The sequence below is a fragment of the Staphylococcus sp. Mo2-1 genome (assembly GCF_046721385.1).
Taxonomy (GTDB): Bacteria; Bacillota; Bacilli; order Staphylococcales; family Staphylococcaceae; genus Staphylococcus; species Staphylococcus equorum_A.
Genome location: NZ_JBEUUK010000001.1, coordinates 301599 through 327351 on the forward strand (window position 1 = coordinate 301599; position 25753 = coordinate 327351).

15 protein-coding genes and 9 pseudogenes are annotated in these 25753 nt (G+C 33.1%); 16 read left to right on the forward strand and 8 right to left on the reverse strand.

Features of this window, described 5'->3' with window-relative positions; genetic code table 11:
* The first annotated feature begins 57 nt into the window (after window positions 1-57).
* A complete protein-coding gene (locus ABLV95_RS01470; protein ID WP_460876200.1) occupies window positions 58-1104 on the forward strand; it encodes a ferrated catecholamine ABC transporter substrate-binding lipoprotein SstD in 1047 nt (348 codons plus the stop codon).
* A 224-nt stretch (window positions 1105-1328) separates the two neighbouring features.
* The gene (locus tag ABLV95_RS01475; RefSeq protein ID WP_427705257.1) at window positions 1329-1652 is read left to right on the forward strand and encodes a PH domain-containing protein; all 324 of its coding nucleotides are present in this window, start codon (window positions 1329-1331) and stop codon (window positions 1650-1652) included.
* A gap of 184 nt (window positions 1653-1836) precedes the next feature.
* Here the strand turns inward: ABLV95_RS01475 and ABLV95_RS01480 are convergent, their stop codons facing one another.
* The 3 genes and pseudogenes from ABLV95_RS01480 to ABLV95_RS01490 all read right to left on the reverse strand — a co-directional run bounded on the left by ABLV95_RS01480 (window position 1837) and on the right by ABLV95_RS01490 (window position 3771).
* Window positions 1837-2151: a CHY zinc finger protein gene (locus ABLV95_RS01480; protein WP_069817886.1), complete on the reverse strand. Its 315-nt coding sequence runs from the start codon at window positions 2149-2151 to the stop codon at window positions 1837-1839.
* Window positions 2152-2162: 11 nt separating this feature from the next.
* A pseudogene (murB, locus tag ABLV95_RS01485) lies at window positions 2163-3087 on the reverse strand (UDP-N-acetylmuramate dehydrogenase).
* Window positions 3088-3234: 147 nt separating this feature from the next.
* Window positions 3235-3771, reverse strand: a complete 537-nt coding sequence (locus ABLV95_RS01490; protein ID WP_427705255.1) for a GrpB family protein — start codon at window positions 3769-3771, stop codon at window positions 3235-3237.
* A gap of 127 nt (window positions 3772-3898) precedes the next feature.
* Between ABLV95_RS01490 and ABLV95_RS01495 the strand changes: the two genes are divergently transcribed.
* The 3 genes and pseudogenes from ABLV95_RS01495 to ABLV95_RS01505 all read left to right on the forward strand — a co-directional run bounded on the left by ABLV95_RS01495 (window position 3899) and on the right by ABLV95_RS01505 (window position 6749).
* The gene (locus ABLV95_RS01495; protein ID WP_460872415.1) at window positions 3899-4792 is read left to right on the forward strand and encodes an EMYY motif lipoprotein; all 894 of its coding nucleotides are present in this window, start codon (window positions 3899-3901) and stop codon (window positions 4790-4792) included.
* A gap of 152 nt (window positions 4793-4944) precedes the next feature.
* On the forward strand, window positions 4945-5265 hold the full coding sequence (gene ytxJ / locus ABLV95_RS01500) for a bacillithiol system redox-active protein YtxJ (RefSeq protein ID WP_069817890.1): 321 nt from the start codon (window positions 4945-4947) through the stop codon (window positions 5263-5265).
* 362 nt (window positions 5266-5627) lie between these two features.
* Window positions 5628-6749, forward strand: a pseudogene (locus ABLV95_RS01505) (glycerate kinase).
* A 165-nt stretch (window positions 6750-6914) separates the two neighbouring features.
* On the opposite strand, the pseudogene pepT reads toward ABLV95_RS01505, so the two are convergent.
* The 4 genes and pseudogenes from pepT to gdpS all read right to left on the reverse strand — a co-directional run bounded on the left by pepT (window position 6915) and on the right by gdpS (window position 10908).
* Window positions 6915-8148, reverse strand: a pseudogene (pepT, locus tag ABLV95_RS01510) (peptidase T).
* Window positions 8149-8159: 11 nt separating this feature from the next.
* A complete protein-coding gene (locus tag ABLV95_RS01515) occupies window positions 8160-8660 on the reverse strand; it encodes a threonine/serine exporter family protein (RefSeq protein WP_002508286.1) in 501 nt (166 codons plus the stop codon).
* A gap of 15 nt (window positions 8661-8675) precedes the next feature.
* A pseudogene (locus ABLV95_RS01520) lies at window positions 8676-9438 on the reverse strand (threonine/serine exporter family protein).
* Between the two features lie 399 nt (window positions 9439-9837).
* A complete protein-coding gene (gene gdpS / locus ABLV95_RS01525; protein ID WP_460876202.1) occupies window positions 9838-10908 on the reverse strand; it encodes a GGDEF domain-containing protein GdpS in 1071 nt (356 codons plus the stop codon).
* Between the two features lie 409 nt (window positions 10909-11317).
* Here gdpS and ABLV95_RS01530 point away from each other — a divergent pair.
* Window positions 11318-12383: pseudogene (locus tag ABLV95_RS01530) on the forward strand (glycosyltransferase family 4 protein).
* 67 nt (window positions 12384-12450) lie between these two features.
* On the opposite strand, the pseudogene ABLV95_RS01535 reads toward ABLV95_RS01530, so the two are convergent.
* A pseudogene (locus ABLV95_RS01535) lies at window positions 12451-13094 on the reverse strand (YigZ family protein).
* Between the two features lie 171 nt (window positions 13095-13265).
* Between ABLV95_RS01535 and fakB1 the strand changes: the two are divergent.
* The 10 genes and pseudogenes from fakB1 (at window position 13266) to uvrB (ending at window position 25753) form a co-directional block, all read left to right on the forward strand.
* On the forward strand, window positions 13266-14129 hold the full coding sequence (gene fakB1, locus ABLV95_RS01540; protein ID WP_427705252.1) for a fatty acid kinase binding subunit FakB1: 864 nt from the start codon (window positions 13266-13268) through the stop codon (window positions 14127-14129).
* A gap of 20 nt (window positions 14130-14149) precedes the next feature.
* Window positions 14150-15493: a DEAD/DEAH box helicase family protein gene (locus tag ABLV95_RS01545; RefSeq protein ID WP_427705250.1), complete on the forward strand. Its 1344-nt coding sequence runs from the start codon at window positions 14150-14152 to the stop codon at window positions 15491-15493.
* Window positions 15486-16157: a ComF family protein gene (locus ABLV95_RS01550; protein WP_069833333.1), complete on the forward strand. Its 672-nt coding sequence runs from the start codon at window positions 15486-15488 to the stop codon at window positions 16155-16157. The genes ABLV95_RS01545 and ABLV95_RS01550 overlap by 8 nt, the downstream gene beginning before the upstream one ends.
* A gap of 66 nt (window positions 16158-16223) precedes the next feature.
* The gene (gene hpf, locus ABLV95_RS01555; RefSeq protein ID WP_069817900.1) at window positions 16224-16790 is read left to right on the forward strand and encodes a ribosome hibernation-promoting factor, HPF/YfiA family; all 567 of its coding nucleotides are present in this window, start codon (window positions 16224-16226) and stop codon (window positions 16788-16790) included.
* Between the two features lie 297 nt (window positions 16791-17087).
* Window positions 17088-19619 (forward strand): preprotein translocase subunit SecA, encoded by a 2532-nt coding sequence (gene secA / locus ABLV95_RS01560; RefSeq protein ID WP_427705247.1) that lies wholly within the window; start codon window positions 17088-17090, stop codon window positions 19617-19619.
* 218 nt (window positions 19620-19837) lie between these two features.
* Window positions 19838-20955: pseudogene (gene prfB / locus ABLV95_RS01565) on the forward strand (peptide chain release factor 2).
* Window positions 20956-21268: 313 nt separating this feature from the next.
* On the forward strand, window positions 21269-22168 hold the full coding sequence (locus ABLV95_RS01570) for a CHAP domain-containing protein (RefSeq protein ID WP_460876206.1): 900 nt from the start codon (window positions 21269-21271) through the stop codon (window positions 22166-22168).
* A 396-nt stretch (window positions 22169-22564) separates the two neighbouring features.
* A complete protein-coding gene (locus ABLV95_RS01575; protein WP_460876208.1) occupies window positions 22565-23206 on the forward strand; it encodes a YfbR-like 5'-deoxynucleotidase in 642 nt (213 codons plus the stop codon).
* A gap of 5 nt (window positions 23207-23211) precedes the next feature.
* Window positions 23212-23443 (forward strand): annotated as a pseudogene (locus tag ABLV95_RS01580) (CsbA family protein).
* Window positions 23444-23769: 326 nt separating this feature from the next.
* Window positions 23770-25753 (forward strand): annotated as a pseudogene (gene uvrB / locus ABLV95_RS01585) (excinuclease ABC subunit UvrB).

A 25753-nucleotide genomic window follows, 5' to 3' on the forward strand; every position in this document is an offset into this window, starting at 1 on the left:
ACTTTTTAAGGGCATAAAAGGAATACATCATTAGGAAAATCAGGAGGCGTAAGAAACATGAAAAAATTATCTTTATTATTAGTTGTAGGTTTAATGTTTTTATTAGTAGCATGTAGTAATGGTGGATCAGAGGATAAAAAATCATCTGATGCAAAATCAGAAAGTGAAGGTTCAAATAAAACTGTAAAAGTTGAAAATAATTATAAGGCTAGTGGGGAAAAACGTGATGGCAGTGATGCTAAAACGGTTAAAGAAACAGTAGAAGTGCCTACAAACCCTGAAAAAGCAGTTGTTTTTGATTATGGTACATTAGATACATTGAAAGAATTAGGACTTGAAGATAAAGTTAAAGCACTCCCTAAAGGTGAAGGTGCTAAGTCACTACCTGATTTCTTAAGCGATTTTAAAGATGAAAAATACTTAAACACAGGAAGCCTAAAAGAAGTTAATTTCGATAAAGTTGCAGAAGCTAAACCAGATGTAATTTATATTTCTGGGCGTACAGCAAATCAAAAAAATCTAGATGAATTCAAAAAAGCAACACCAGATGCAAAAGTTGTATATGTTGGCGCTGACGACAAAGACCAAGTGAATTCAATGAAGAAAAATACTGAAACATTAGGTAAAATTTACCAAAAAGAAGACGAAGCAAAATCACTTACTAAAAAATTAGATGATAAAATTGCTGGCATCAAAGAAAAAACAAAAGACTTAAAAGATGAAAAAGCATTATTCTTATTAGTTAACGAAGGTGAATTATCAACATACGGTGCTGGAGAACGATTCGGTGCAATGATTTTTGATACAATGGGCTTCACAGCTGCAGATGAAAATATTAAGAGTAGTAAACACGGTCAAAACGTAACGAATGAGTATATAGCAGAAAAAAATCCTAATATCATCTTTGCTATGGACCGTGGACAAGCAATTGCCGGTAAGTCAACAGCTGAACAAGCTTTAGGTAACGACGTTATCAAAAATGTAGATGCTATAAAAGAAGACAAAGTTTATGAGTTAGATCCAAAACTTTGGTACTTCGCAAGTGGTTCTACAACTACATCAATTAAACAAATTGAAGAAGTAGAAAAAGCACTTAAAAAATAATATTTAAAAAGGATAATCGTGGGGGATACAATTCCTTTCAGAAAGTCGACAAAGCCTTATGGCTTTGTCGACTTTTTATGTTTCAAGAAGATAGTTTGGGGTGGCTTGGAACTTTAGTCCCAACATGTTCTTTGTTATGTTAAAGATAGATTGAGCAAGTAAGTAAAAATTCATTTTTAAAACTTCTATAATGAAATGAAATAAAGCAAAGGGGAGTGAAGTACATGATTTTAGATAATGTAAATCCAAGTGATTTATTTCCAACGGAGAAAAAGGGGCCAAGTGTATTAGGAACAATAGAATATTCAGTCCAAGGTTCTTCAGAATTTGAAGGTGCTTTTATTGCAACCAACGAACGTATTATTTTAAATGTTGATATGAATGGGGAGTTTTATTACAGAAGTATTGCTTATAAAGAAGTAGAACAAATTAGTTACGATTGTGAAAAAATAAATTTTACTTTTAATATTGGACCAATGCCCATGAAGCAAATACAAAAAGGTGATGCAAAAGCCTTTGTACAATTTGTAGAAGAACAAATAAAATAGTATGAGAATTTTAAAATAAAGTACATAGTGCCAAGTCGCAAAGCTATTTCATATTCGTTTGCCCAGTGCAAGCAAATACTTGAAAATCGGTACAAGTCTATTTTTAATATAAAAAAGGTACGCATCCATTAGATTAACGGATGCGTACCTTCTTCAATGCTTTATTAAGCATAAGCCATGAAGTTTATATAGAAAAATAAAGATGGTAATGATATTTACAACGATTATTAAAGTGGCCATCGCACTTAGGACAGGCTTCAATCATCATATATTCATTGATTGTCATTTCATGTCTACATACACCACATAAAATTGCTTTTTCATTAAATTCACTAGAATCCCATCTTTTTATTGCATGTGATTCATGTTCATTATGACATTTATAGCATGGATAGTATTTACCGCAACATTTAAATTTAATTGCGATGATGTCTAATGGTGTTGGATAATGCGTGCAACGTGCTTCATTGTCTACAGTAGAACCATATATGTTAATCATAATCAATTCTCCTAATTATCGTTTGGATGTTCGCCAATAATTCTAACTTCTCGATGTAGCTCAACATCAAATTGCTCTTTTACTACTTTTTGAACATAGTGGATTAGATCTTCATAGTCTGTTGCGCTTCCGTTATCAACATTTACCATAAAACCAGCATGCTTCTTAGACACTTCGACGCCACCAATACGATGACCTTGTAATTCAGCATCTTGAATCAATTTACCGGCAAAGTGGCCCGGAGGACGCTGGAATACACTACCACATGATGGATATTCTAAAGGTTGCTTGGATTCTCTTCTTTCCGTTAAATCATCCATTTTTTCTTGGATAGCTTGTTTGTCACCAGGCATTAAAGTGAATGTCGCTTCAAGAACGACTAAATGTTCTTTTTGAACGATACTATTGCGATAATCTAACTCTAAATCTTTATTCGTTAATGTGATGAGTTCACCTTTATCATTTACACACAGTGCATAGTCTATACAATCTTTGACTTCGCCGCCATATGCACCGAGCATTCATAAAAACAGCGCCACCGATTGATCCTGGAATACCACAAGCAAACTCTAAGCCAGTTAGCGCATAGTCTCTAGCAGTACGAGATACATCGATAATCGCCGCACCACTACCAGAAATAATAGCATCATCTGAAACGTCTATATAATCTAGTGAGAGTAAGCTAATTACAATACCTCTAATACCACCTTCACGAATGATAATATTCGATCCATTGCCTAAATAAGTGACTGGAATATCATTTGTATATGCATAGTGAACGATAGATTGGACGTGTTCATTTTGGGTAGGTGATAAATAGTAGTCAGCCTGACCACCAGTTTCAGTATATGTATAACGTTTTAATGGTTCGTCTATTTTAATAATTTCTTTTGGAACAATTGCTTCTAATTCTTTTAAGATGTCATCTTTATGCAAGTCTAGAACATCCTTTCCTGTTGAATTCATTTTGTTTATTATACCAATGATTACCCGTCTTTGCTAAATAGTATAGCAATTTATTAAAGGTTTTATAGTTTTATTCAAATTTTATGCTTTTGATTAAATTTTATAAGTCATCATAGATCATTTTAATAATGACTTATGGTCTTTTTGTTTTGTTAATTGTTGAAATAACATTTGTTTGTGATTTTCGTAATCACGAATTGTCACGTTATGACTTGCTAAGCACTGTTTTTTATTACTAAAATGCTTAGCAATCACGCTGTTTGAAGCTAGAATCTCATCCATTTCTAAATAATCAGTATAGAGTGGTGTGTCTTTTTGAATAATATGTAGTCGTGTCGTTTGTTTTAACTCAATAAGATTATTAAATTGAGCCATGATTACTTTTTTCTTATATGGATGGTGTAATCGATAAAAGCCTTCATAATTCAAACGTTTTTCGTCTAAAGAAGTCACGTCATGTAAATTATTTACCCCCACTAAAATATCTAATATAGGTTCAGTAGGGTACATGAAATGTCTTGTACCTCCGATGTGATGCGTTGATTTAACAGGTGTATCCAATAAATTGAATAAAACATTTCTGAGATGATTATATCGCTGTGTGAAATGCCCGTTATTATCTTCAGTTATAAATAATTGTATGCTTGAATACATATAGGTTGACCACTCCTTTAAATGTTATTATATAACTGTTAAACTGTAAATTCTGAAACAATATATCATATATCATTTTCAAGTTAAATAAGTTTCTGTATAATATGGAATGATAAGGAGTTCAGAAATGAAAAAAATACAATACATTGTTTTAGTAGTTTGTTTTTCTATTTCACTTTCTGCCTGTAACAATGAAGGAGAAAATGAATTTAAAGATTTTGACAGTTCGTTAAATGACGTGAAAAATAAAGAAACCGAACTAAGAGATGTTATGGATGACATGCAATTAAAAAGTCTAGATAATTTGAGTAAGACAGATATGACAGATAAAAATAAGAAAGCATTTAATGATTTGCAAAATGAATTAAACAGCAAATTGATTCCTAAACTAGAAGAATACGAAACAGCAACAAAAAATTTACCAACGGATTCAAATGAAACAAAAGAACTTAAATCTACTTATTTAGATTCAGTAAAAAAGAAAAAATCAGCAATCAATGAGTTGAAAACATTTGTTGATTTGTGTAATCAATCGATTAAAGCAAATGAAGATATCTTAGAATACACAAAACTATTTGAGAAAAATAGATCACAAGTTGAAGACAATATACAAAAAGCTAGTACTGTTGGTAATAGTACAGATGTTACTAATTTTAAAAATAAGTTAGAACAAAACAATAAAGACTTAAAAAACACTGCAGAAGCAGAGGCTGATTCTACAGATTCAAATGAAATAAAAAAATCTATTAAAGAACAAATTATGCCATTAATTACTAAGCAAATTAGAGACTTGAATAAAGCTGAAATAACAGATGGCTATGTGAATGACGCTCGAAAAAATGCTATTGAGATGTATTATAGCTTGCAAAATTATTATGAAACAAGAGAAGAAACTATTGAAATTAGTGATCAATTAGCGAAAATAGATCACAATAATTTACCTCAAAAAGGTGAAGAACTAGAACAGTACGAAGCTACTTTTAATAAGCAATATCAACAAGCGAATGATAACTATAATTAATAAATTTATAAGTTAAGTTATAAGAATTTGAATAAACTGTTAACAATAAAAAGAGAATTGTGTATAATTGGAAACAATGATATGAGAATATCGTGGAACTTTCACACTTGGTGAGACTTAGGGTGTGTTAAATATTTTTAGAGGTGAATAGAATGGCTATAAAGCTGAGTTCGATTGACCAGTTTAAGCAAATTATTAAAGAAAACAAATATGCATTTGTATTGAAACATAGTGAAACATGTCCGATTTCAGCAAATGCAATGGACCAATTCAACAAATTTTTATATGAAAGAGATATGGATGGTTACTACTTAATCGTACAACAAGAGAGAGATTTATCTAATTATATAGAAGAACAAACAGAAGTGAAACACGAATCGCCACAAGCATTTTATTTTGTTGAGGGACAAGCAATTTGGAATGCAAGTCATGATAAAATTAATGTCGCTTCTTTAGCAAACGCTGAAGAATAAAAACAAATTTAATTACATTTAGAAACGCTTGTTAATCTTTTATCAACACCAAGAGATTAGCAAGCGTTTCTTTTAATGTGAAAAAATTCCTAATGGCATGTATAATAAATAATTGAATGAGAAATATAGATTACGATTTGATAGTGAGCGAATTTATAGAGCTAAACTTTATAGTTTATAGCGTTAATTATGAGTTAGAACGCTGAATTTCAAAGTAAGCGTGTTTTAAATGCTCACATAGGGATATAAGTCTACGTGTATACTATAATAAATAAGTCTACAGAGGGAAGATGATTTTCTTTGAGTTGTGTATAATCATCATACAATAACAATTATTAACAAAAAAATTTGAGGTGACAAATATGAAAGTTTTAGTAGCGATGGATGAATTTAATGGTATTATATCTAGCTATCAGGCCAATCGTTATGTAGAAGAAGCGGTAGCGAGCCAAATAGAAAAAGCAGATATTGTTCAAGTGCCATTATTTAATGGGCGTCATGAACTTATGGATTCTGTCTTTTTATGGCAGTCAGGTACGAAATATAAAGTGCCGAGCACATGATGCAGATATGAATGAGGTAGAAGCGGTTTATGGCATTACTGATAACCATATGACGATTATTGAAGGCAACTTGTTTTTAAAAGGGGACAAGCCAATCATTGAGCGCACAAGTTATGGTTTAGGTGAAATTATGTTAGATGCATTAGATAATGATGCAGAACATATTATTATGTCTTTAGGTGGTATAGGTAGCTTTGACGGTGGTGCGGGCATGTTACAAGCACTTGGGGCTAAGTTTTATGATGATGAAGCACAAGAAGTGGATTTACGTCAAGGTAGTAAGATGTTGAAATATATACGTAAAATTGATATTTCTGACATTCATCCACAATTGAAAAATGTACGTTTTCAATTAATGTCTGATTTTGATAGTAAACTATATGGGAAAAATAGTGAAATTATGCAAACATATGAACTCTATGGAATGACACGTCAAGATGCTCGCTGAAATAGACAATTTACTGTGGTATTTAAGTGAAATTTTCAAAAGTGAGTTAAAACTGACAATGGGTCCTGTTCAAAGAGGTGGCGCGGGCGGTGGTATTGCTCGCAGCCTTAAATGTACTTTATGATGCCGAAATTATGACAAGCCATGAACTTGTGGATCAAATTACACATTTAGATAATTTGATACAACAAGCGGATTTAATTATATTCGGTGAAGGTGTAAATGAAGCAGACCAAATTTTAGAAACAACAACAGTGCGTCTTGCAGAGTTAGCAACGAAGCATAATAAACCATCTATTGCCATATGTGCGACAGATGACAAATTTGATTTGTTTGAATCAATGGGTGTCACTGCTACATTTAATACGTTTATAGAAATGCCGGAAAGTTTTACAGATTTCAAGATGGGTATTCAAATTAGACACTATACCGTACAAGCAATTAAATTATTGAAAACACAATTTGAAGTGTAAGTAGATAGGTCGTGAAAATTTTGAACGTAAGGTAAATAAATGACCGCAAGTTCACACTTAATGATTATAAATATATGAGAAATAGAAAAAGCGTAGATTCCTCAAAGTGAGGGTCTACGCTTTTTTATTGAGTTTGGATTTATAAATCCAATTTACAAACTTAATTTACTTTGTATAAGTGTTTACGACTTCTTGTGCGATGCCGACAATGACATCTACAGCTTTTTCCATAACATCAATGGATGCATATTCAAAAGGTCCATGGAAATTAGCACAACCTGTAAAGATATTAGGGGTTGGTAGGCCCATATATGAAAGTTGAGACCCGTCCGTTCCACCACGTATAGGTGCTGTATTAGCAGGGATTTCTAACTTTTCAAATACACGTTTTGGTATATCAATTACATGTGGGTTTGGTTCGATTTTTTCCCCCATATTGTAGTATTGATCATTGATTTCTATTTCTATTGGTGCATCAGTATAATGCGTATTAATGTCATTTTTAATCTCAACAAGACGTTTCTTGCGTAATTCAAAATGATTTCTATCATGATCACGAATAATATAGTGTAATGTCGTTTTTTCAACATCACCGTTCATTTTCATTAAATGATAGAAACCTTCGTAATCTTCTGTTCTTTCAGGCACTTCATTTTGTGGTAATAATGAGTTGAATTGTTGCCCCAAGAGAATAGCGTTAATCATTGCATTTTTAGCAGAACCAGGATGTACATTGACACCGTGACACGTAACGATTGCTTCTGCAAGCATTGAAGCTTTCATATTGTAATTCGCCAAATTCACTGCCATCCATAGTGTAGGCAAAATCAGCATTAAAACGCTCAACATCAAAGGCATGAGGGCCTTTACCAATTTCTTCATCTGGCGTAAAAGCAATACGAATAGGTCCATGTTTGACTTCTGGATGTTCCGTTAAATATTTAATTGCTTCCATGATTTCAACGACACCAGCTTTGTCATCAGCACCTAATAGTGACGTGCCATCTGTGACCATTAACGTATGACCTTCTACGTATTTCATAGCAGGAAATACATCTTGGCTCAATATACGACTTGTTTCACCTAATTTGATTGGTTGGCCATCATAATTTTCTATGATTTGTGGATTTACATTTGATGCATTGAAATCAGGCGAAGTATCAACATGTGCCAAAAAGCCAACAGTAGGTAAAGCTTCGTCAACATTACTTTCTAATGTTGCGAATAAATAACCTTGTTCATCAATGTCAGTTTCTAAACCTAAATCCGTTAACTCGTCATTTAACAAATTTAGTAAATCCCATTGCTTCTCAGTGGAAGGCGTGGTATTAGACTCTGGATCAGATTGTGTATCTATTGTTACATATCTTGTTAATCTATCAATTATATCAGTTTTCAAAAAAACACCCCTTAAGCTCTATTGTTCATATTGTAAGATTTTTTATATGTTTTACCATTCATTCTACCATAATGTTGTTTAATCCGTGTATTGAGATGATAGATGATTTCTGCACATAGAATACCAAAAGCAATCGCGCCTGAAATCAAAGTGACTTCAAGAAATGTATTTGTAGCGAGTGTATATTGATTACTAACTAAATAACGTGTCGCTTCATATGCTAAACCACCTGGTACTAATGGGATAATCCCTGGAACAATAAAGATAATAACAGGTCGTTTGTAACGTCTACTCATTACGTGACTCATAATTGCTAAAATAAAGCTTCCTAAAAATGAAGCCATTACTTTACCGAAATCTAAGTCCACAGTAAGTTTGAAGATGATCCAGCCCATTGCGCCAACGAAACCACAAGCTAAAAGGAGGCGACGTGGTGCATTAAAGATAATCGAAAAAAGCATTGTAGCTAAAAAGCTGACAATAAATTGTAAAACATAATATCCGATGAGCATATAAGCACTCCTTTTTTAAAATATTAATAAAACGATGGCAACGCCGGCACCAATTGCAAATGCTGTGAGAGCCGCTTCAACGCCACGAGACATACCGGCGATCAATTCTCCGGCCATTAGATCACGAATAGCATTCGTAATTAATATTCCTGGTACAAGAGGCATGACGCCGGCTATGGTTATAAAGTCTTGGTTTTCTGTCATACCTAATTTGGTGAATGTGGCGGCGACCGTTATAACAACTACAGCACTAAGAAATTCTGAAAAGAATTTAATTTGAATATAGCGTTGTACAAAATCAAAAGTTAAAAACGCACCAGCTCCGAGCAATAATAGCGAAAAAGAAGTCGTTTATTCCGCCGCCAAACATGATGAGGAAGAATCCACATGCGATTGTCGCTGCGAAGAATTTAGTAATAGATGAAAATTGTAAGGATGCATGATGTAAATGTATGAGTTCTGACTTTGCCTCATCTATATCTAATTGATTGTTTGAAATTTTACGCGATAAACTATTGGTTAAGGCGATTTTTTCTAAATCAGTAGTTCTCTCACGAATGCGTACAAGTCGCGTGTTCGTACGATCATTAAGGGAGAAAATAATTGCTGTAGAAGTTACAAAGCTATATGTATCATCTAAGCCATAGTTGGCAGCGATTCGTGTCATTGTATCTTCCACACGATAGGTTTCAGCACCACTTTCTAGCAAAATTCTTCCCGCGATAAGTACGACATCAATCACTTTGTCTTCATCAATGATAGTGATTGTATCTGACATAGTTGGTCACCTCCTAGAATAATATTAGAACAATTGAAAGTTTACAGCGTACAACAGTAACTTTCAATAACAATTCATACTCTGTTATTAATTTTTAAACTCCCATTATATATTGTAACAAACATAATTTTGTAATTGTTGTTTTTAAGTTAAAAAATAAAATTGAAACATGCGCTTCAATCTAGATTTCAATTTTAACATATAGATTCTTTGAGTGTTGACTGTGTCTGGTTTTAGACGTAGTTATTTTTTGAAATGGAGAGGGGAGTTGCACAATTTGAAACGTGACTACAGAAAATGAGCATAAAAAGAAGAGAGCGGGAATATGAAAACAAAGTTAGAACTTTGCTTTTATACTTCCCACTCCCTGTTTAAGCAGTTTTAAATTTGAAGTGCTTTTTATAATTTAACAATTGGATTAAACATGACTTGATTACGGCCTTCATTTTTTGCCATGTGCGACATGTCATCCGCAATTTTGAATACTTTACGCTGAGATTTGTAATCTTCTTGAGTTAAGTAACCTACACCAATAGATACAGATAACTTGATAACTTCTTTATTCGGTAAATGGAAAGTAGATTGTTCTACGCCCGCACGAATATTTTCACTGAGTTTTACACATTGATCTAAAGTATAATCGTATAAGACAATTGAAAATTCTTCGCCTCCATTCCGATAAATACTAAATTGTTGAGGCACATAATTTTTTAATAGTTGTGCGACTTGTCTAAGTACGGCATCGCCAGATTTATGTGAAAATTTATCATTTACATCTTTGAAACCATCTATATCAATGAGTAATAACCCTAAGCTTTCATTGTTTTCTTCAGCGATACGCGTCGTTTCATTTAAATGTCTATCAAATTCTTTAACATTACCCAAGCCAGTTAAATAGTCCAGTTTATCTTCATTTTCATAACGATTAACTAATGAGAAAAAATGCCAAATATCAACAAATGTGATAGAAGAAGTAATCGTTAAAATAAAGGATAGTGGTATTAAGAACAACACCTCTGTTAATTCATAATAAGGGCTGATAAGTGATAAGATAAGCAAAATAACTAATGTAATTGCATTAAGGATTTGTAATGAAACAATGTCGCTTTGTTTTAAAAATGGTCCAACTGCGCCGACCACGATGGCTATAACAATGAGAATCGTAGCAATAATAATTGTGAAGTCACCAATTAGTACATTGACTACAGATACTATAATCGCGGCTAGAACGGTATATACCATATTTGTATATCTACCTAAGAATAAAATAGGCACGAATGATAAATAGAGTGCGTATTCATTGAATAGGGGCACTGGATAGGCGGATAGTAAAAGTGCTACTATCGTCATTAAAATAGTGACGTATTCTTTTGAAAACACCATGTTTTTATTTTCTGAATACTGTAGGCGATGGAATAAGTAAATTCCCGCCACAATAACAGAGATATTGTAGATAATAGCTTCAAACATTTAACGTTACACTCCTTTGAATAAACACTTAGTTATTGTAAGTGAAAACTTACATTTTGTCATCACTATATAAATAGAAATTTATAACATTCACTTAATATTCATGTTAAAATATTTGTCTGAGTGATTATATATAAATCACTTAGTTTATAATTAAAAATCAAAACAAATTCGTTTATAGGATGTTAATTATCTCATTACTATTTGTATAAGTAAAAGCGTATGAGGTATTATGGTATTAAGTGCATAAATATTTAGATATGGCGGATGTGCAATTTGTTAGAGTTGCATCAACATCACAGACCATTTTATAGATAATATAAATTTGCAGTTTAAAGTTAAAATTATTTTCAATGTAACGACTTTGAAATTCGAAATAATCAAGAATTATATTAATGAAGGTGAACTGATGTATACATTATTATTAATCATTTTTTCAATGATTGTCAGTTTAATACTAACACCAATAATTATAAAGGTTTCTCATAAACTAGGCATTGTAGATAAGCCGAATTTTAGAAAAGTACATACAAAACCCGTTTCTGTATTAGGCGGAACTGTAATACTTTTTGCGTTTCTATTAGGAATATGGCTAGGACATCCGATAGAAACTGAAGTTAAACCGCTTGTTATTGGATCAGTATTAATCTATTTGGTGGGACTTGTAGATGATATCTATGATTTGAAACCAGTTATAAAATTAATTGGCCAAGTAATTGCGAGCACTCGTCGTTGTATACTACGGAGTGACGATTGATTTTATCTCCTTACCAATTGGACCTACGATACATTTTGGTGTATTTGGGATTCCTATCACTGTGATTTGGATTGTAGCCATCACTAATGCAATTAACTTAATCGATGGATTAGATGGATTAGCATCTGGTGTATCAATGATTGCCTTAATGACAATCGGCTTTATAGCAATATTACAAGCAAATATTTTTATTATGATGATTTGCAGTGTCTTAATAGGTGCGCTTTTAGGATTCTTATTCTTCAATTTCCATCCAGCTAAAATCTTTTTAGGTGATAGTGGTGCATTACTTGTAGGATTTATTGTAGGATTCCTATCATTACTAGGATTTAAGAATATAACTTTTATTTCACTATTCTTCCCAATTGTTATCTTAGCAGTGCCGTTTATCGATACGTTGTTTGCGATGATACGTCGTGTGAAGAAAGGTCAGCATATTATGCGTGCAGATAAATCGCATTTACATCATAAATTATTAGAATTAGGTTATTCACATCGCCAGACCGTAATACTTATATATTCTATAGCATTACTATTTAGTCTTGCTAGTATTATATTATATTTATCTCAACCATGGGGTGTACTCATGATGCTCATTCTTATTTTAGTTACGATTGAGCTTATTGTAGAATTTACTGGTCTCATTGATGATGATTACAGACCTTTAATGAAATTAATTGAAAACAAACAACGAAACAAAGACGACGAACATCAATAATAAAGAGGCTTCCATGATGGAAGTCTCTTTATTTTATACTCTGATACGTATAATTTGGATTTCAAAATTAAGAAGTAGAAATATCGAAAGGTAAGCGTACAACTTCATTTTCTATTAAATCATAATTTCCTGAAGTGTTACGATTTAAAAAATCTATAAATTGAGTGTAATCTGTTTTAACAACATCAATGTGATAACTTACTTTATCAGTATAATTTGTTTCACGTAATAAGTAAGGTGTGCTCGCAAGTTCATATTCAAACTTACCTGTTAAATCATAAGCAATGGTAACCGTTGTAGGTATAGCAGGACGCAAAGCAACTCTACCAATATCATAAATTACATCTCGTACTGCACCACTATATGCACGGATTAATCCGCCACCGCCTAATTTAATGCCACCAAAGTAGCGTGTGACCACTACGGCAAGCATCATGTATCTCTAATTTTTTTAAAATATCGAGCATAGGAACTCCCGCTGTACCACTTGGCTCACCGTCATCATTTGCTTTTTGGATATTCATTTGGTCTCCAACTGTATATGCTGAACAATTATGTGTTGCTTCTCGGTGTTCAGATTTCACTGCCTCGATAAAAGCTTTAGCAAGCATCTTCAGATTCCACAGGTTTAATATGCGCTATAAAACGTGATTTACTGATTATATTTTCAATTATATGTTCTTTTTTAATTGTGATTATTGCATCATCCATTTATCGTCACCTCATCTTTGTATAGTCAGACAATCATTTATGTATGTTTTTAAAATTCATTAATTACACATATTATACACTGTATTGTATTATAGATTAAATACAAAAATAAATTTTCTTTTTACTTAAAATAGGGTATCATAGTTGTGAGTATAATTGAGGAGGATTAAGATGAAGATTGCTGTCTTGACGGATTCAACGAGCTATCTATCTCAAACGCTAATAGAAAAATATAATATAAGAATTGCGCCGCTAAGCGTAACTTTCGATAATGGTGAAAATTTTGTAGAAAACGCAACAATATCAACGGATGCATTTTATAAAAGAATGGAAACTTCAAATACAATTCCCACGACGAGTCAACCTGCCATTGGAGAGTTTATAAAACATTTTAAAGAACTTCAAGAAGAAGGCTATACTGATGTCATATCTGTTTTTATTTCATCTGGTATTAGTGGCAGTTATCAAACAGCTACGCAAGCAGGGAAAATGGTAGAAGGTATCAATGTACATACATTTGATTCGAAATTAGCCGCAATGGTAGAAGGTGGTTACGTCTTACGTGCAGTTGAAATGATAGAACAAGAATATGAACCTCAAGATATTATTAAAGAGCTTGAAACTATGCGAGAAGTAACGGGTGCAATCTTAATGGTAGATGATTTGAAAAATCTACAGAAAAGTGGTCGTATCACTGGAGCTCAAGCATGGGTAGGTACAATGTTGAAAATGAAACCTGTGTTAACATTTGATGATGGCAAAATTGTACCAGAAGCAAAAGTCCGCACGAAAAAACGAGCACTCAATGAAATTATTAATAAAGTTACTGCTCAAGTGAAAGATTATGAAGAAGTAACTTTATATATTATTGAGGGTGATAAATCAGAAGATGCCGCATGGATGGAAAAAGAATTACAAGAAAAATATCCGCAATATCACCTTCACCGCTCTAAGTTAGGACCTGTTATTGCGGCGCACTTAGGTTCTGGTGGTATGGGACTAGGATTTACAGGGAGAAACATACGTATATCATAAATATTAACTTGTTTAAAGACATGTCATGCCAAGAAAATGGTATACATGTCTTTTTTTATTGGAGGTCATCTAAGATAAAACATTATGGAAAACTAATTACCGAAAAAGATATGTTAACTGATGAGAAAATCAGACACATTTCCACTGGTGTGATAAACAAACAAGGGCGTTGGTATTGTATACAATGTCATACACAAGAAAAACGTCATTTTTACAAATACTTTTCAACATTATTAGATAAAGAAGTTGTGTATTGCAGAAATTGTATCAATTTGAGCAGAATGGATAATATTAATGAAGTTTATATTACTGAAACAAATACGGCGATTTCCCAAGGGGTATATCACTTACCATTTGAATTATCAGAACAACAACGCTTTGCTTCAATTCAAATTTTAGAAGCGGTTAAAAATTTAACATCTATTTTATTATATGCTGTGACAGGCGCTGGTAAGACAGAAATGATTTTTGAAGGTATTAGCTTTGCGAGAAGCGCAGGCTATAATGTTGCCGTTGTATCGCCAAGAGTAGATGTTGTTATAGAAGTGAGTTTACGTATTAAAGCAGCTTTTCGAGATGAGGCAATAGATGTACTTTATCAAGGTCAGAGACAATGTCATAATGGCCACTTTGTGATTGCTACAGTGCATCAATTATATCGCTTTAAGCATCATTTTGACTTGATTATTGTAGATGAAGTGGATGCATTTCCGCTATCAATGGATCCAATACTCTTTGATGTCATCGCACATGCATCAAAAGAACATCATTGCCACATTTATATGACTGCGACGCCACCAACTGCATTACTTAGCAAAATGAAAGATGGTGGTATAGTAACATTGCCTGCCCGTTTTCATAGGCAACCTTTGCCAATTCCTCAGTTTAAATATTACAAAATAAAATTTCACAAAATACAACGATTTCTTATGAATCGATTGAAACAACAAATTGAAACAGGACGGTATACGCTCGTGTTTTTTAATCACATACATCTTATGAAACAAATGTACCATTGTTATAAAACAGAAATAACTTCATTGGCCTATGTACATAGCGAGGATGTACTTCGTTTTGAAAAAGTGAGCGATTTAAGAAAAGGTAAATATAAAGTGATGTTTACCACTACAATTTTAGAAAGAGGCTTTACTATGGCGAACTTAGACGTTATTGTGCTTAATAGTCATATGTTTGAAAGCAGTGCACTTGTGCAAATTGCCGGAAGAGTGGGACGTAAATTAGAAGCTCCGGCAGGATTAGTATTATATTTACACGAGGGGATTACCATGGACATGCTTAAAGCACGCAAGGACATTAAAAAAATGAACGCATTAGCGCACAGCAGGGGATGGTTAGATGGCTAGATGTATTCAATGTCATCACACGTTTTCTGAAGCGTTTAACGCCTTCACATTTTATAAAAAAGCATCTAAATTATGTGAATCATGCATAGAACATTGGAATGAGCTCAATATTAAACCACTTAATCGGTGTGTCAGATGTTTAAAGAACTTAGAAGAAAATGAAGAGGATTGCTTAGATTGTCTATTTTTAGCTACAAAATATAATTTAATGAATCAGTTATATTGCCAATACCAATATAAAGGTATGTTGAAGACTCTTATTCATCAATATAAATTTAAGAAAGATGTCGCAATCTGTGAAATATTAGCAACACAGCTTCATTTTCCTAAAATGTCGTATGATTATATTGTGCCCATACCATCTCCTATAGTTAGAGATAAAGAGCGCACATTTAATCCTGTGGCGACCGTGTTAGATAAAATGGGTGTGAATTATGAGCCAATACTACGTACGCGCATACGTCCAAAGCAATCACTTTTAGGAAAACAATTAAGGGCACAATCAAAAAATCCATTTGAAATCGCAAAAAGTATAGATTTAGAAAATAAAAACATTTTACTTGTAGATGACATTTATACTACAGGCTTAACAGTTCATAATGCTGCAGAATTACTTTTTGTTAGAAAAATCAGAAAATTCGATGTGTTTACGTTTGCACGGTAGGAGAAACGTGGTATTATAAGAGTAAGCAATATTACCAATATAGAGGTTTTAAAGGAGTCGATTATTATGATCAGATTTGAAATTCACGGGGAGAACCTCACTATTACTGATGCGATTCGCAACTATATTGAGGAGAAAATTGGTAAATTAGAAAGATATTTTAATGATGTGCCAAATGCAATCGCACATGTTAAAGTAAAAACGTATCAAAATTCAGCAGCAAAAATCGAAGTAACTATTCCATTGAAAAACGTTACTTTAAGAGCTGAAGAACGCCACGATGATTTATACGCAGGTATTGATTTGATTAACGGTAAACTTGAAAGACAAGTTAGAAAGTACAAAACGCGTGTAAATCGTAAAAATAGAAGTCGTGGAGAACAAGAAGCATTTGCATCATTGCCACAAGAAAGTGAAGCAGAAGAGATTCAAAATGATGACAATGAAAGTGATATCGAAATTATTCGTTCAAAAAATTTCAGTTTGAAACCTATGGATTCAGAAGAAGCAGTATTGCAAATGGATTTATTAGGACATGATTTCTTTATTTTCACAGATCGTGAAACTGATGGTACGAGTATTGTTTATAAAAGAAGAGATGGAAAATATGGTTTGATTGAAACAACTGAATAATTTGTTTTAATTAAGTCCAATATTAAACTAACCGTAGCGTTCATGATTGAGTTAAATCATGGACGCTCATTTTTTGTTGTGTTACTATGAAATAATTTGAAAGTTAGGTAAGATCTTGTGTATATTTTAAGTGAATAAGAAATAAAATAAAAAATGAAAACTACTAATAAATAAAAAATAGCATTAACAAGCGAAAAAACTGTTTAAATGGAAAGTTAATAAGTGTAAATTTAAGCTTATAAATGATATCATAAATTGTTGTAAGCGAAGAGTTAAAAAGCTAAAGGAGCGAACAAAATGGGTTTTTTATCAAAGATTGCAGATGGCAATAAAAAAGAAATAAAACGCCTTGGTAAATTAGCCGACAAAGTCCTTGCGTTAGAAGAGGATACGTCGATATTAACTGATGAAGAAATTAGAGAGAAAACAAAAGCATTTCAAAAACAATTACAAGCAGAAGAAGATATTAAAAAACAATATAAAATGCTCGATGATATTTTACCGGAAGCCTTTGCGCTCGTAAGAGAAGGTTCAAAACGTGTGTTCAATATGATTCCATATAAAGTTCAGGTCATGGGTGGTATTGCAATTCATGGTGGCGACATTTCTGAAATGAGAACGGGTGAAGGTAAAACGTTAACTGCAACAATGCCAGTTTATTTAAACGCATTGTTAGATCGCGGTGTGCATGTTATTACAGTAAACGAATATTTATCTAGTACACAAAGCGAAGAAATGGCAGAACTATATGAATTCCTAGGGTTATCAGTAGGATTAAACGTCAACAGTATGACAACAAATGAGAAGAGAGAAGCATACGCAAGTGATATTACGTATAGTACGAACAATGAGTTAGGCTTCGATTATTTACGTGATAATATGGTGAACTATGCAGAAGAACGTGTTATGAGACCATTGAACTTTGCTATTATTGATGAAGTTGACTCAATTTTAATTGATGAAGCGCGTACGCCACTAATTATTTCAGGTGAAGCTGAGAAATCGACTTCGCTTTATACACAAGCAAATGTCTTTGCTAAAATGTTGAAAAATGAAGACGACTATAACTACGATGAAAAAACAAAAGCTGTTCAATTAACAGAACAAGGTATTGATAAAGCAGAACGCATGTTTAAGATTGATAATCTATATGATGTGAATAATGTGGATATTATTAGCCATATTAATACTGCGTTACGTGCACATGTAACATTGCAACGAGATGTGGATTACATGGTGAATAATGGTGAAGTCTTAATTGTTGATCAATTTACTGGTCGTACAATGCCAGGACGTCGCTTTTCAGAAGGCTTACACCAAGCCATAGAAGCAAAAGAAGGCGTGAAGATTCAAAACGAATCTAAAACAATGGCTTCTATTACATTCCAAAACTATTTCAGAATGTACAACAAACTTTCTGGTATGACAGGTACAGCTAAAACTGAAGAAGAAGAGTTCAGAAACATTTATAATATGACTGTAACTCAAATACCTACTAACAAACCGATACAACGTGTGGATAAACCAGACTTAATATACATTAGTCAAAAAGGTAAATTTGATGCAGTTGTTGATGATGTTATTGAAAAACATAAACTTGGACAACCTGTACTATTGGGTACAGTTGCAGTTGAAACCAGTGAATATATTTCTAATTTATTGAAGAAACATGGCGTACGTCATGACATTTTAAATGCTAAAAATCACGAACGTGAAGCAGATATAGTTGCTAATGCAGGTCAACGTGGAGCGGTTACTATCGCTACTAACATGGCAGGTAGAGGTACAGATATTAAACTTGGCGCAGGTGTTGAAGAAATCGGCGGCCTTGCAGTAATTGGTACAGAGCGACATGAATCCCGTCGTATTGATGACCAATTACGTGGTCGTGCTGGACGACAAGGTGATAAAGGGGACAGTCGCTTCTACTTATCCCTACAGGATGATTTAATGGTACGTTTTGGTTCAGAACGTTTACAAAGTATGATGAATCGTTTAGGTATGGATGATTCTACACCAATAGAATCTAAAATGGTGTCCCGTGCCGTTGAATCTGCTCAAAAACGTGTAGAAGGTAATAACTTTGATGCACGTAAACGTGTACTTGAATATGACGATGTATTACGTAAACAACGTGAGATTATATATGGTGAACGTAACCGTATTATTGATAATGATGAAAGTGGAGATTTAGTAAATGAAATGCTCCATTCTACAATAGATAGAAGCGTTCATTATTATATAAATGAAGATGAAGAAGATTTAGATTATGAGCCATTCATCAACTATATTGATGATGTATTCTTAAATGAAGGTGACTTAAAACTAGAAGCTATCAAAGGTAAGGACCAAGAGGATATCATTGATATTGTTTGGTCAAAAGTTGAAGTCGCGTTAAAAGATCAAAAAGAGAAAATTGGTACACAATTTGATGAATTCGAACGTATGATTTTACTTCGTTCAATCGATTTACATTGGACAGATCATATAGATACAATGGATCAATTACGTCAAGGTATCCATTTGCGTTCTTATGGCCAGCAAAATCCATTACGTGATTATCAAAACGAAGGTCACCAACTTTTCGATACAATGATGCAAAACATCGAAGAAGATGTCAGCAAATATATCTTGAAATCTGTAGTAACGGTTGAAGATGACTTAGAACGTGATAAAGCAACAGATTTCGGTAAAGCTGAACACGTATCTGCAGAAGATGGTAAAGAAAAAGCTAAAGCATCACCTTATGTTAAAGATGATCATATCGGTAGAAACGATCCTTGCCCTTGCGGTAGTGGAAAAAAATATAAAAACTGCCACGGTGCGTAATTTGAAAGTGATTTTAAATAAAACCGGAAGTCTTGATAAAGCATATATCAACTTCCGGTTTTTATTTATCAAAAATTAAAGTTAGCGTGTTTAAATAAATAAAAAACAGTGGCAGAGTTGTAATTAAGCCTCAAACTTTTGTAGAATAGATATATTGAATAAAATAACATAATTTAATAGTAGTATTTCAATCGTACGATAACAGGAGAGATGCATTGATGGAACTATCAGAAATTAAACGTAATATAGATTATTATAATGAAAAATTAGAGCAGCTTAGGGGGTCTCTTTGACTTAGAAGAAAAAGAGACAAATATTCAGGAATACGAAGAAATGATGACTGATCCTACTTTTTGGGATGATCAAGATAAAGCACAGGAAATTATCGATAAGAATAATGCTTTAAAAACGATCGTAAATGCATATCGAGGATTAGAATCTGAAATAGAAGAGATGGAAACAACAAGAGAATTATTATTAGACGATGATGATGAAGATATGAAGTCAGATTTAGAACAGAACGTATTAGATTTTAAAGAAAACTTAGATAATTTTGAACTACAATTATTACTTGATGGTCCATACGATGCGAACGATGCCATTATGGAACTACATCCTGGCGCAGTGCGGTACGGAATCGCAAGATTGGACAAATATGCTTTTAAGAATGTATCAACGTTATTGTGAACACAAAGGGTTTAAAGTTGAAATTGCAGACTATCTACCTGGTGATGAAGCGGGCGTTAAAAGCGTTACATTAATCGTTAAAGGTCATAATGCCTATGGTTATTTGAAAGCTGAAAAAGGCGTGCATCGACTTGTCCGTATTTCACCGTTTGATTCGTCTGGACGTAGACATACTTCATTCGCTTCTTGTGATGTTATACCACAATTCAATAATACAGAAATTGAAATCGATATAAATCCAGATGATATTAATGTTGATACATTTAGAGCATCCGGTGCAGGTGGTCAACATATTAATAAAACAGAATCAGCAATTAGAATTACCCATCATCCTACAGGCATTGTAGTAAACAACCAAAATGAGCGTTCTCAAATTAAAAACAGAGAAGCCGCAATGAAGACATTGAAAGCCAAGTTATATCAATTGAAAATTGAAGAACAAGAGCAAGAAATGGCAGAAATTCGTGGTGAGCAAAAAGAAATTGGCTGGGGAAGTCAAATAAGATCTTATGTTTTTCATCCTTATGCAATGGTTAAAGATCATAGAACAAATGAAGAATCAGGTAAAGTAGATGCAGTTATGGACGGCGATATAAGTCCATTTATAGAAGCATACTTACGTAGTCAAATGGATCATTCAGAAAGTTAAGCAAATGATAATAAGAGATCTCGTCATTAGTATTTAAACTAGTGACGAGATCTTTTTGAATTTAAAGAAAAAATAAAAAAATATGTAAAATGCAATTTAAAATATTACATGTTAGATTGAGCTGATGTATATAGAGATGCTTTAAAAGGTTGTAATATCAAGGCTTTGAACGTGATTTAAGTTAATAGCGTTGACCCATATTTAGTCTCAATTGTCTATTGCATTACAGTATAATAACAATCACAAAAGAGGGGAAAATTTATGCTATATTATGATTGATTAAAATTCAAGACAGTAAAGGGTTGAACATGTAATGAAGAAAGGATTAACATTTTCTGTAACATCGACAGCATTGTTTTTTGGTTTTAATGGTATTGCATCAGCAGACCAAATTCACACAGTAAAAGAAGATGCTAAATTATCTGATATAGCGCAAGCATTTGCCACAACAACAAATGAAATTCAGTTATTAAATCAATTGAATGACAAAGTAACTGTACAAGCAGGAGAGCAATTAGTTCTTCCAGACAAAGATATAGTAGAAATAAAGCAAGGAGATACGGTTTTAAATATTGTCGCTAAATATCAGCTTAATTTAGAACAACTTTATCAGTTAAACCCAAATCTAGGAGAAGTTATTTATCCTGGACAATTAGTGGCAGTATCTGAAAAGGGTTCAGCACATTTAAACAACCAACTTCAAAGTATTTTTAACGAACAGCAAGTACAGAATGAAACAAGGGAAGATAATGATGTTCCAGTAACATCAAACAACTTTGTACCGACAACACAGCATACTTGGGATTACGTAGAAAAAGAAGTAGCAAATAATCAAAATGAAGGTACACAAATGTATTCTAATCAATATAAACCAACACAGGTAGCTTCAAATGGTAGTAATTATTATGATTGGGGACAATGTACATACTATGCATTTGATCGTCGTCAACAATTAGGGAAATCAGTAGGTAACCTTTGGGGTAACGCAAATAATTGGGCTTCGGCAGCGAGTAATAGTGGCTACAAAGTTAACCGTACACCTGAAGTGGGTGCGATTTTCCAAAGTAATGCCGGTAACTATGGCCATGTAGGTGTTGTAGAACGTAAAAATCCAGATGGATCAATTGTAGTATCAGAAATGAATTGGCAAGGTGTAGGACAAAAATCTTATAGAACAATTCACAACACTGATCAATATAATTATATTCATTAGCAAATCATATAACTTCAATATCATCTGAATACATAAAGAAAAGATGCTTGGTAGTGAGCTTATATTAGAGGTGAGCTTTGCTTAATATAATAAATGGTACAACATAGAACCACTCCATCATGTTTTGGAGTGGTTCTATGTTTATAGTTCATTGTGGTTAAATAATGTCATGAATAAAATAATGCGACAGCAATATAATTTTTCTAATAAGATTTTGTAGTATATGCCTAGCCAACTCTGCCAAAATAACAACGGGACTGAGATATGAATTTATGTCCTAGGCGCCTCATAAATTGAATTAGTTAAATTCAATTACATTGATAAGACATTTTGATTGTTGAATGATATTATAAAATTAAGTATAATCATTCATTAAACAAACTAGGAGGCGATGTCATGGGAGTACATCAATATTTTAAACGCTTGTCTGATTTAGAAAAATTAATTAGATTGCCGGGAAAATTTAAATACTTTGAGCATAATGTCGTCGCGCATTCATTTAAGGTGACAAAAATTGCACAATATTTGGCTACAGTAGAGGAATACCATGGTAATGAAGTAGATTGGAAGAGTTTATATGAAAAGTCGTTAAATCACGATTTTGCTGAAATTTTTACGGGTGATATCAAAACACCAGTTAAATATGCAAGTGGTGAATTAAAAAAACTCTTCTCACAAGTCGAGGAAGAAATGGTAGACCATTTTATAAATGAAGAAATTCCAGAAGCTTACCAAGATATATATCGAGAAAGACTTCAAGAAGGTAAAGATGACTCATTAGAAGGTCAGATACTTTCTGTAGCTGACAAGATAGATTTATTATATGAAACATTTGGTGAAATACAAAAGCGTAACCCTGAACAACTATTTTTTGAAATATATGAGATGTCTTTAGAAACAATTATGCAATTTGATCATCTAAGTTCGGTACAAGATTTTATAGATAATATTATTCCTGAAATGTTAACGGAGAAATTCATTCCAAGATCAGAATTACGTGAAACAACAATGGCTATTTTAAATAATAGGAATGGGTGAAGTGAATGATTTGGTATGTGCTCGCATCCTTCTTTCCATGTATTTTCGTGGTGTTTTTCAGCGTACTAACACGAAGTAAATGGGTAGGAACGATTTTAACATTAATTATAATTGGTGCATCCGTTCAAAAAGGCTTTTTTCATAATGAATGGATCATTTTTATAGATGTCGCCTCGTTGCTAGTCAGGTTACCTTATTATCGATCAATTAGAATTTCATAAAAAAGAAGATGACTGAGTAATGAGTATTAAGCAACTTAATTGCTATAGTTAAATAAGCGTTTTATAATTGTATAAATTCAACAATATAGTTTATTTTAGGATAAACAAAGACAACTTAGGCAAACATGGTGATAGAACTATGTTTGTTTTTCTTTATATATAAGAAGATAAAAAGCGAACAAATGTTTGCTTTTTCATTTATAAATCTGTTAAAATATGTAACGAGAATATGAATCTGCAAACTTGATGCAGACACACAGCAACAGTGGTATATACATTTTAAACATAGACACATCAGGTATGTTCGTATCGTTAGAAATTATATAGGAGGCATGTGTCACTATGGAACACCATCAATTTAAATTACAATCTGATTTTACACCTCAAGGTGATCAACCAGAGGCGATAAAGAAAATCGTTAAAGGCGTTAATGAGGGCAAACGTCATCAAACTTTACTCGGTGCGACAGGTACAGGTAAGACCTTTACTATGAGTAATGTTATTAAACAAGTAGGGAAACCGACACTCATTATCGCGCATAATAAAACATTAGCAGGGCAATTATATAGTGAGTTTAAAGAATTCTTTCCAGAAAATAGAGTAGAATACTTTGTCAGTTATTATGATTACTATCAACCAGAGGCTTATGTACCATCAACTGATACATTTATTGAAAAAGATGCTTCAATAAATGATGAAATTGACCAATTACGACATTCAGCGACAAGTTCACTTTTTGAAAGAGACGATGTCATTATTATTGCGAGTGTCAGCTGTATATATGGTTTAGGTAACCCAGAAGAATATCGAGATTTAGTAGTCAGTGTTCGAGCTGGTATGGAAATGGATAGAAGTGAACTTTTAAAAAAATTAGTAGACGTGCAATATTCGAGAAATGATATTGATTTTAGACGCGGTACATTTCGTGTAAGAGGAGATGTTGTTGAAATTTTTCCGGCTTCGAGAGAAGAAATGTGTATTCGTGTAGAATTTTTCGGTGATGAAATTGATCGTATCCGTGAAGTGAATTATTTAACGGGTGAAGTTTTAAGAGAGCGTGATCACTTTGTGATTTTCCCAGCTTCCCACTTCGTAACACGTGAAGAGAAAATGAAATCTGCGATACAAAGAATTGAAAATGAATTAGAAGAACGTTTAACAGAATTACGCTCAGAAAATAAATTATTAGAGGCACAACGACTAGAACAACGTACGAATTATGATTTAGAAATGATGCGTGAAATGGGCTTCTGTTCTGGTATTGAGAACTATTCTGTTCATTTAACGTTAAGACCAATGGGATCAACGCCGTATACGTTATTAGACTATTTTGGCGATGATTGGCTTGTGATGGTTGATGAATCACATGTGACATTACCTCAGATTAGGGGTATGTATAATGGAGACCGTGCACGTAAACAAGTACTTGTAGATCATGGTTTCCGTTTGCCGAGTGCTTTGGATAATAGACCTTTAAAATTTGAAGAATTCGAAGAAAAAACCAATCAACTCGTTTATGTATCTGCTACACCTGGTCCATTCGAGTTAGAACATACAGATGAAATGGTACAACAAATCATTCGTCCGACAGGTCTTTTAGATCCTGAGATTGAAGTGCGACCAACGGAAAATCAAATTGATGATTTAATAAGTGAAATTCATGAGCGCATTGAACGTAATGAACGTGTGCTAGTTACGACATTAACTAAAAAAATGAGTGAAGATTTAACGACTTATTTGAAAGAAGCTGGCATTAAGGTCAATTACCTACATTCAGAAATTAAAACGTTGGAGCGTATAGAAATTATTCGTGATTTACGTATGGGAACTTATGATGTCATTGTTGGAATTAACTTATTAAGAGAGGGTATCGATATACCAGAAGTGTCTCTTGTTGTTATTCTTGATGCGGATAAAGAAGGTTTCTTACGTTCTCATAGATCACTTGTTCAAACAAGTGGACGTGCGAGCACGTAATAGTCGTGGTGAAGTTATTATGTATGGTGACAAGATTACCGATTCCATGCGTTATGCCATTGATGAGACAGAACGACGTCGTACAATTCAAAAAGCGTATAATGAAAAACATAATATTACGCCTACGACGATTAATAAGAAAATTCATGATGTTATTAGTGCCACAGTCGAGAATGATGAAACGAATGAACAACAACAAACTGAAGTACCTAAGAAAATGACGAAAAAAGAACGCGAAAAAACAATCGCAAATATAGAAAAAGAAATGAAACAAGCAACCAAAGATTTAGATTTCGAAAAAGCAACAGAGCTTAGAGACATGTTGTTTGAATTAAAAGCAGAAGGGTGA

Coding starts and splice junctions, on each gene's coding strand:
- ABLV95_RS01490 (WP_427705255.1), bottom strand. CDS start 3,771: ATGTATTCAAGCATACAATTATTTATAACTGAAGATAATAACGGGCAT.
- ABLV95_RS01495 (WP_460872415.1), top strand. CDS start 3,899: ATGAAAAAAATACAATACATTGTTTTAGTAGTTTGTTTTTCTATTTCA.
- ABLV95_RS01515 (WP_002508286.1), bottom strand. CDS start 8,660: ATGCTCATCGGATATTATGTTTTACAATTTATTGTCAGCTTTTTAGCT.
- hpf (WP_069817900.1), top strand. CDS start 16,224: ATGATCAGATTTGAAATTCACGGGGAGAACCTCACTATTACTGATGCG.
- ABLV95_RS01475 (WP_427705257.1), top strand. CDS start 1,329: ATGATTTTAGATAATGTAAATCCAAGTGATTTATTTCCAACGGAGAAA.
- gdpS (WP_460876202.1), bottom strand. CDS start 10,908: ATGTTTGAAGCTATTATCTACAATATCTCTGTTATTGTGGCGGGAATT.
- ABLV95_RS01550 (WP_069833333.1), top strand. CDS start 15,486: ATGGCTAGATGTATTCAATGTCATCACACGTTTTCTGAAGCGTTTAAC.
- ABLV95_RS01575 (WP_460876208.1), top strand. CDS start 22,565: ATGGGAGTACATCAATATTTTAAACGCTTGTCTGATTTAGAAAAATTA.
- ABLV95_RS01570 (WP_460876206.1), top strand. CDS start 21,269: ATGAAGAAAGGATTAACATTTTCTGTAACATCGACAGCATTGTTTTTT.
- ABLV95_RS01470 (WP_460876200.1), top strand. CDS start 58: ATGAAAAAATTATCTTTATTATTAGTTGTAGGTTTAATGTTTTTATTA.
- ABLV95_RS01480 (WP_069817886.1), bottom strand. CDS start 2,151: ATGATTAACATATATGGTTCTACTGTAGACAATGAAGCACGTTGCACG.
- secA (WP_427705247.1), top strand. CDS start 17,088: ATGGGTTTTTTATCAAAGATTGCAGATGGCAATAAAAAAGAAATAAAA.
- ABLV95_RS01545 (WP_427705250.1), top strand. CDS start 14,150: ATGTCATGCCAAGAAAATGGTATACATGTCTTTTTTTATTGGAGGTCA.
- fakB1 (WP_427705252.1), top strand. CDS start 13,266: ATGAAGATTGCTGTCTTGACGGATTCAACGAGCTATCTATCTCAAACG.
- ytxJ (WP_069817890.1), top strand. CDS start 4,945: ATGGCTATAAAGCTGAGTTCGATTGACCAGTTTAAGCAAATTATTAAA.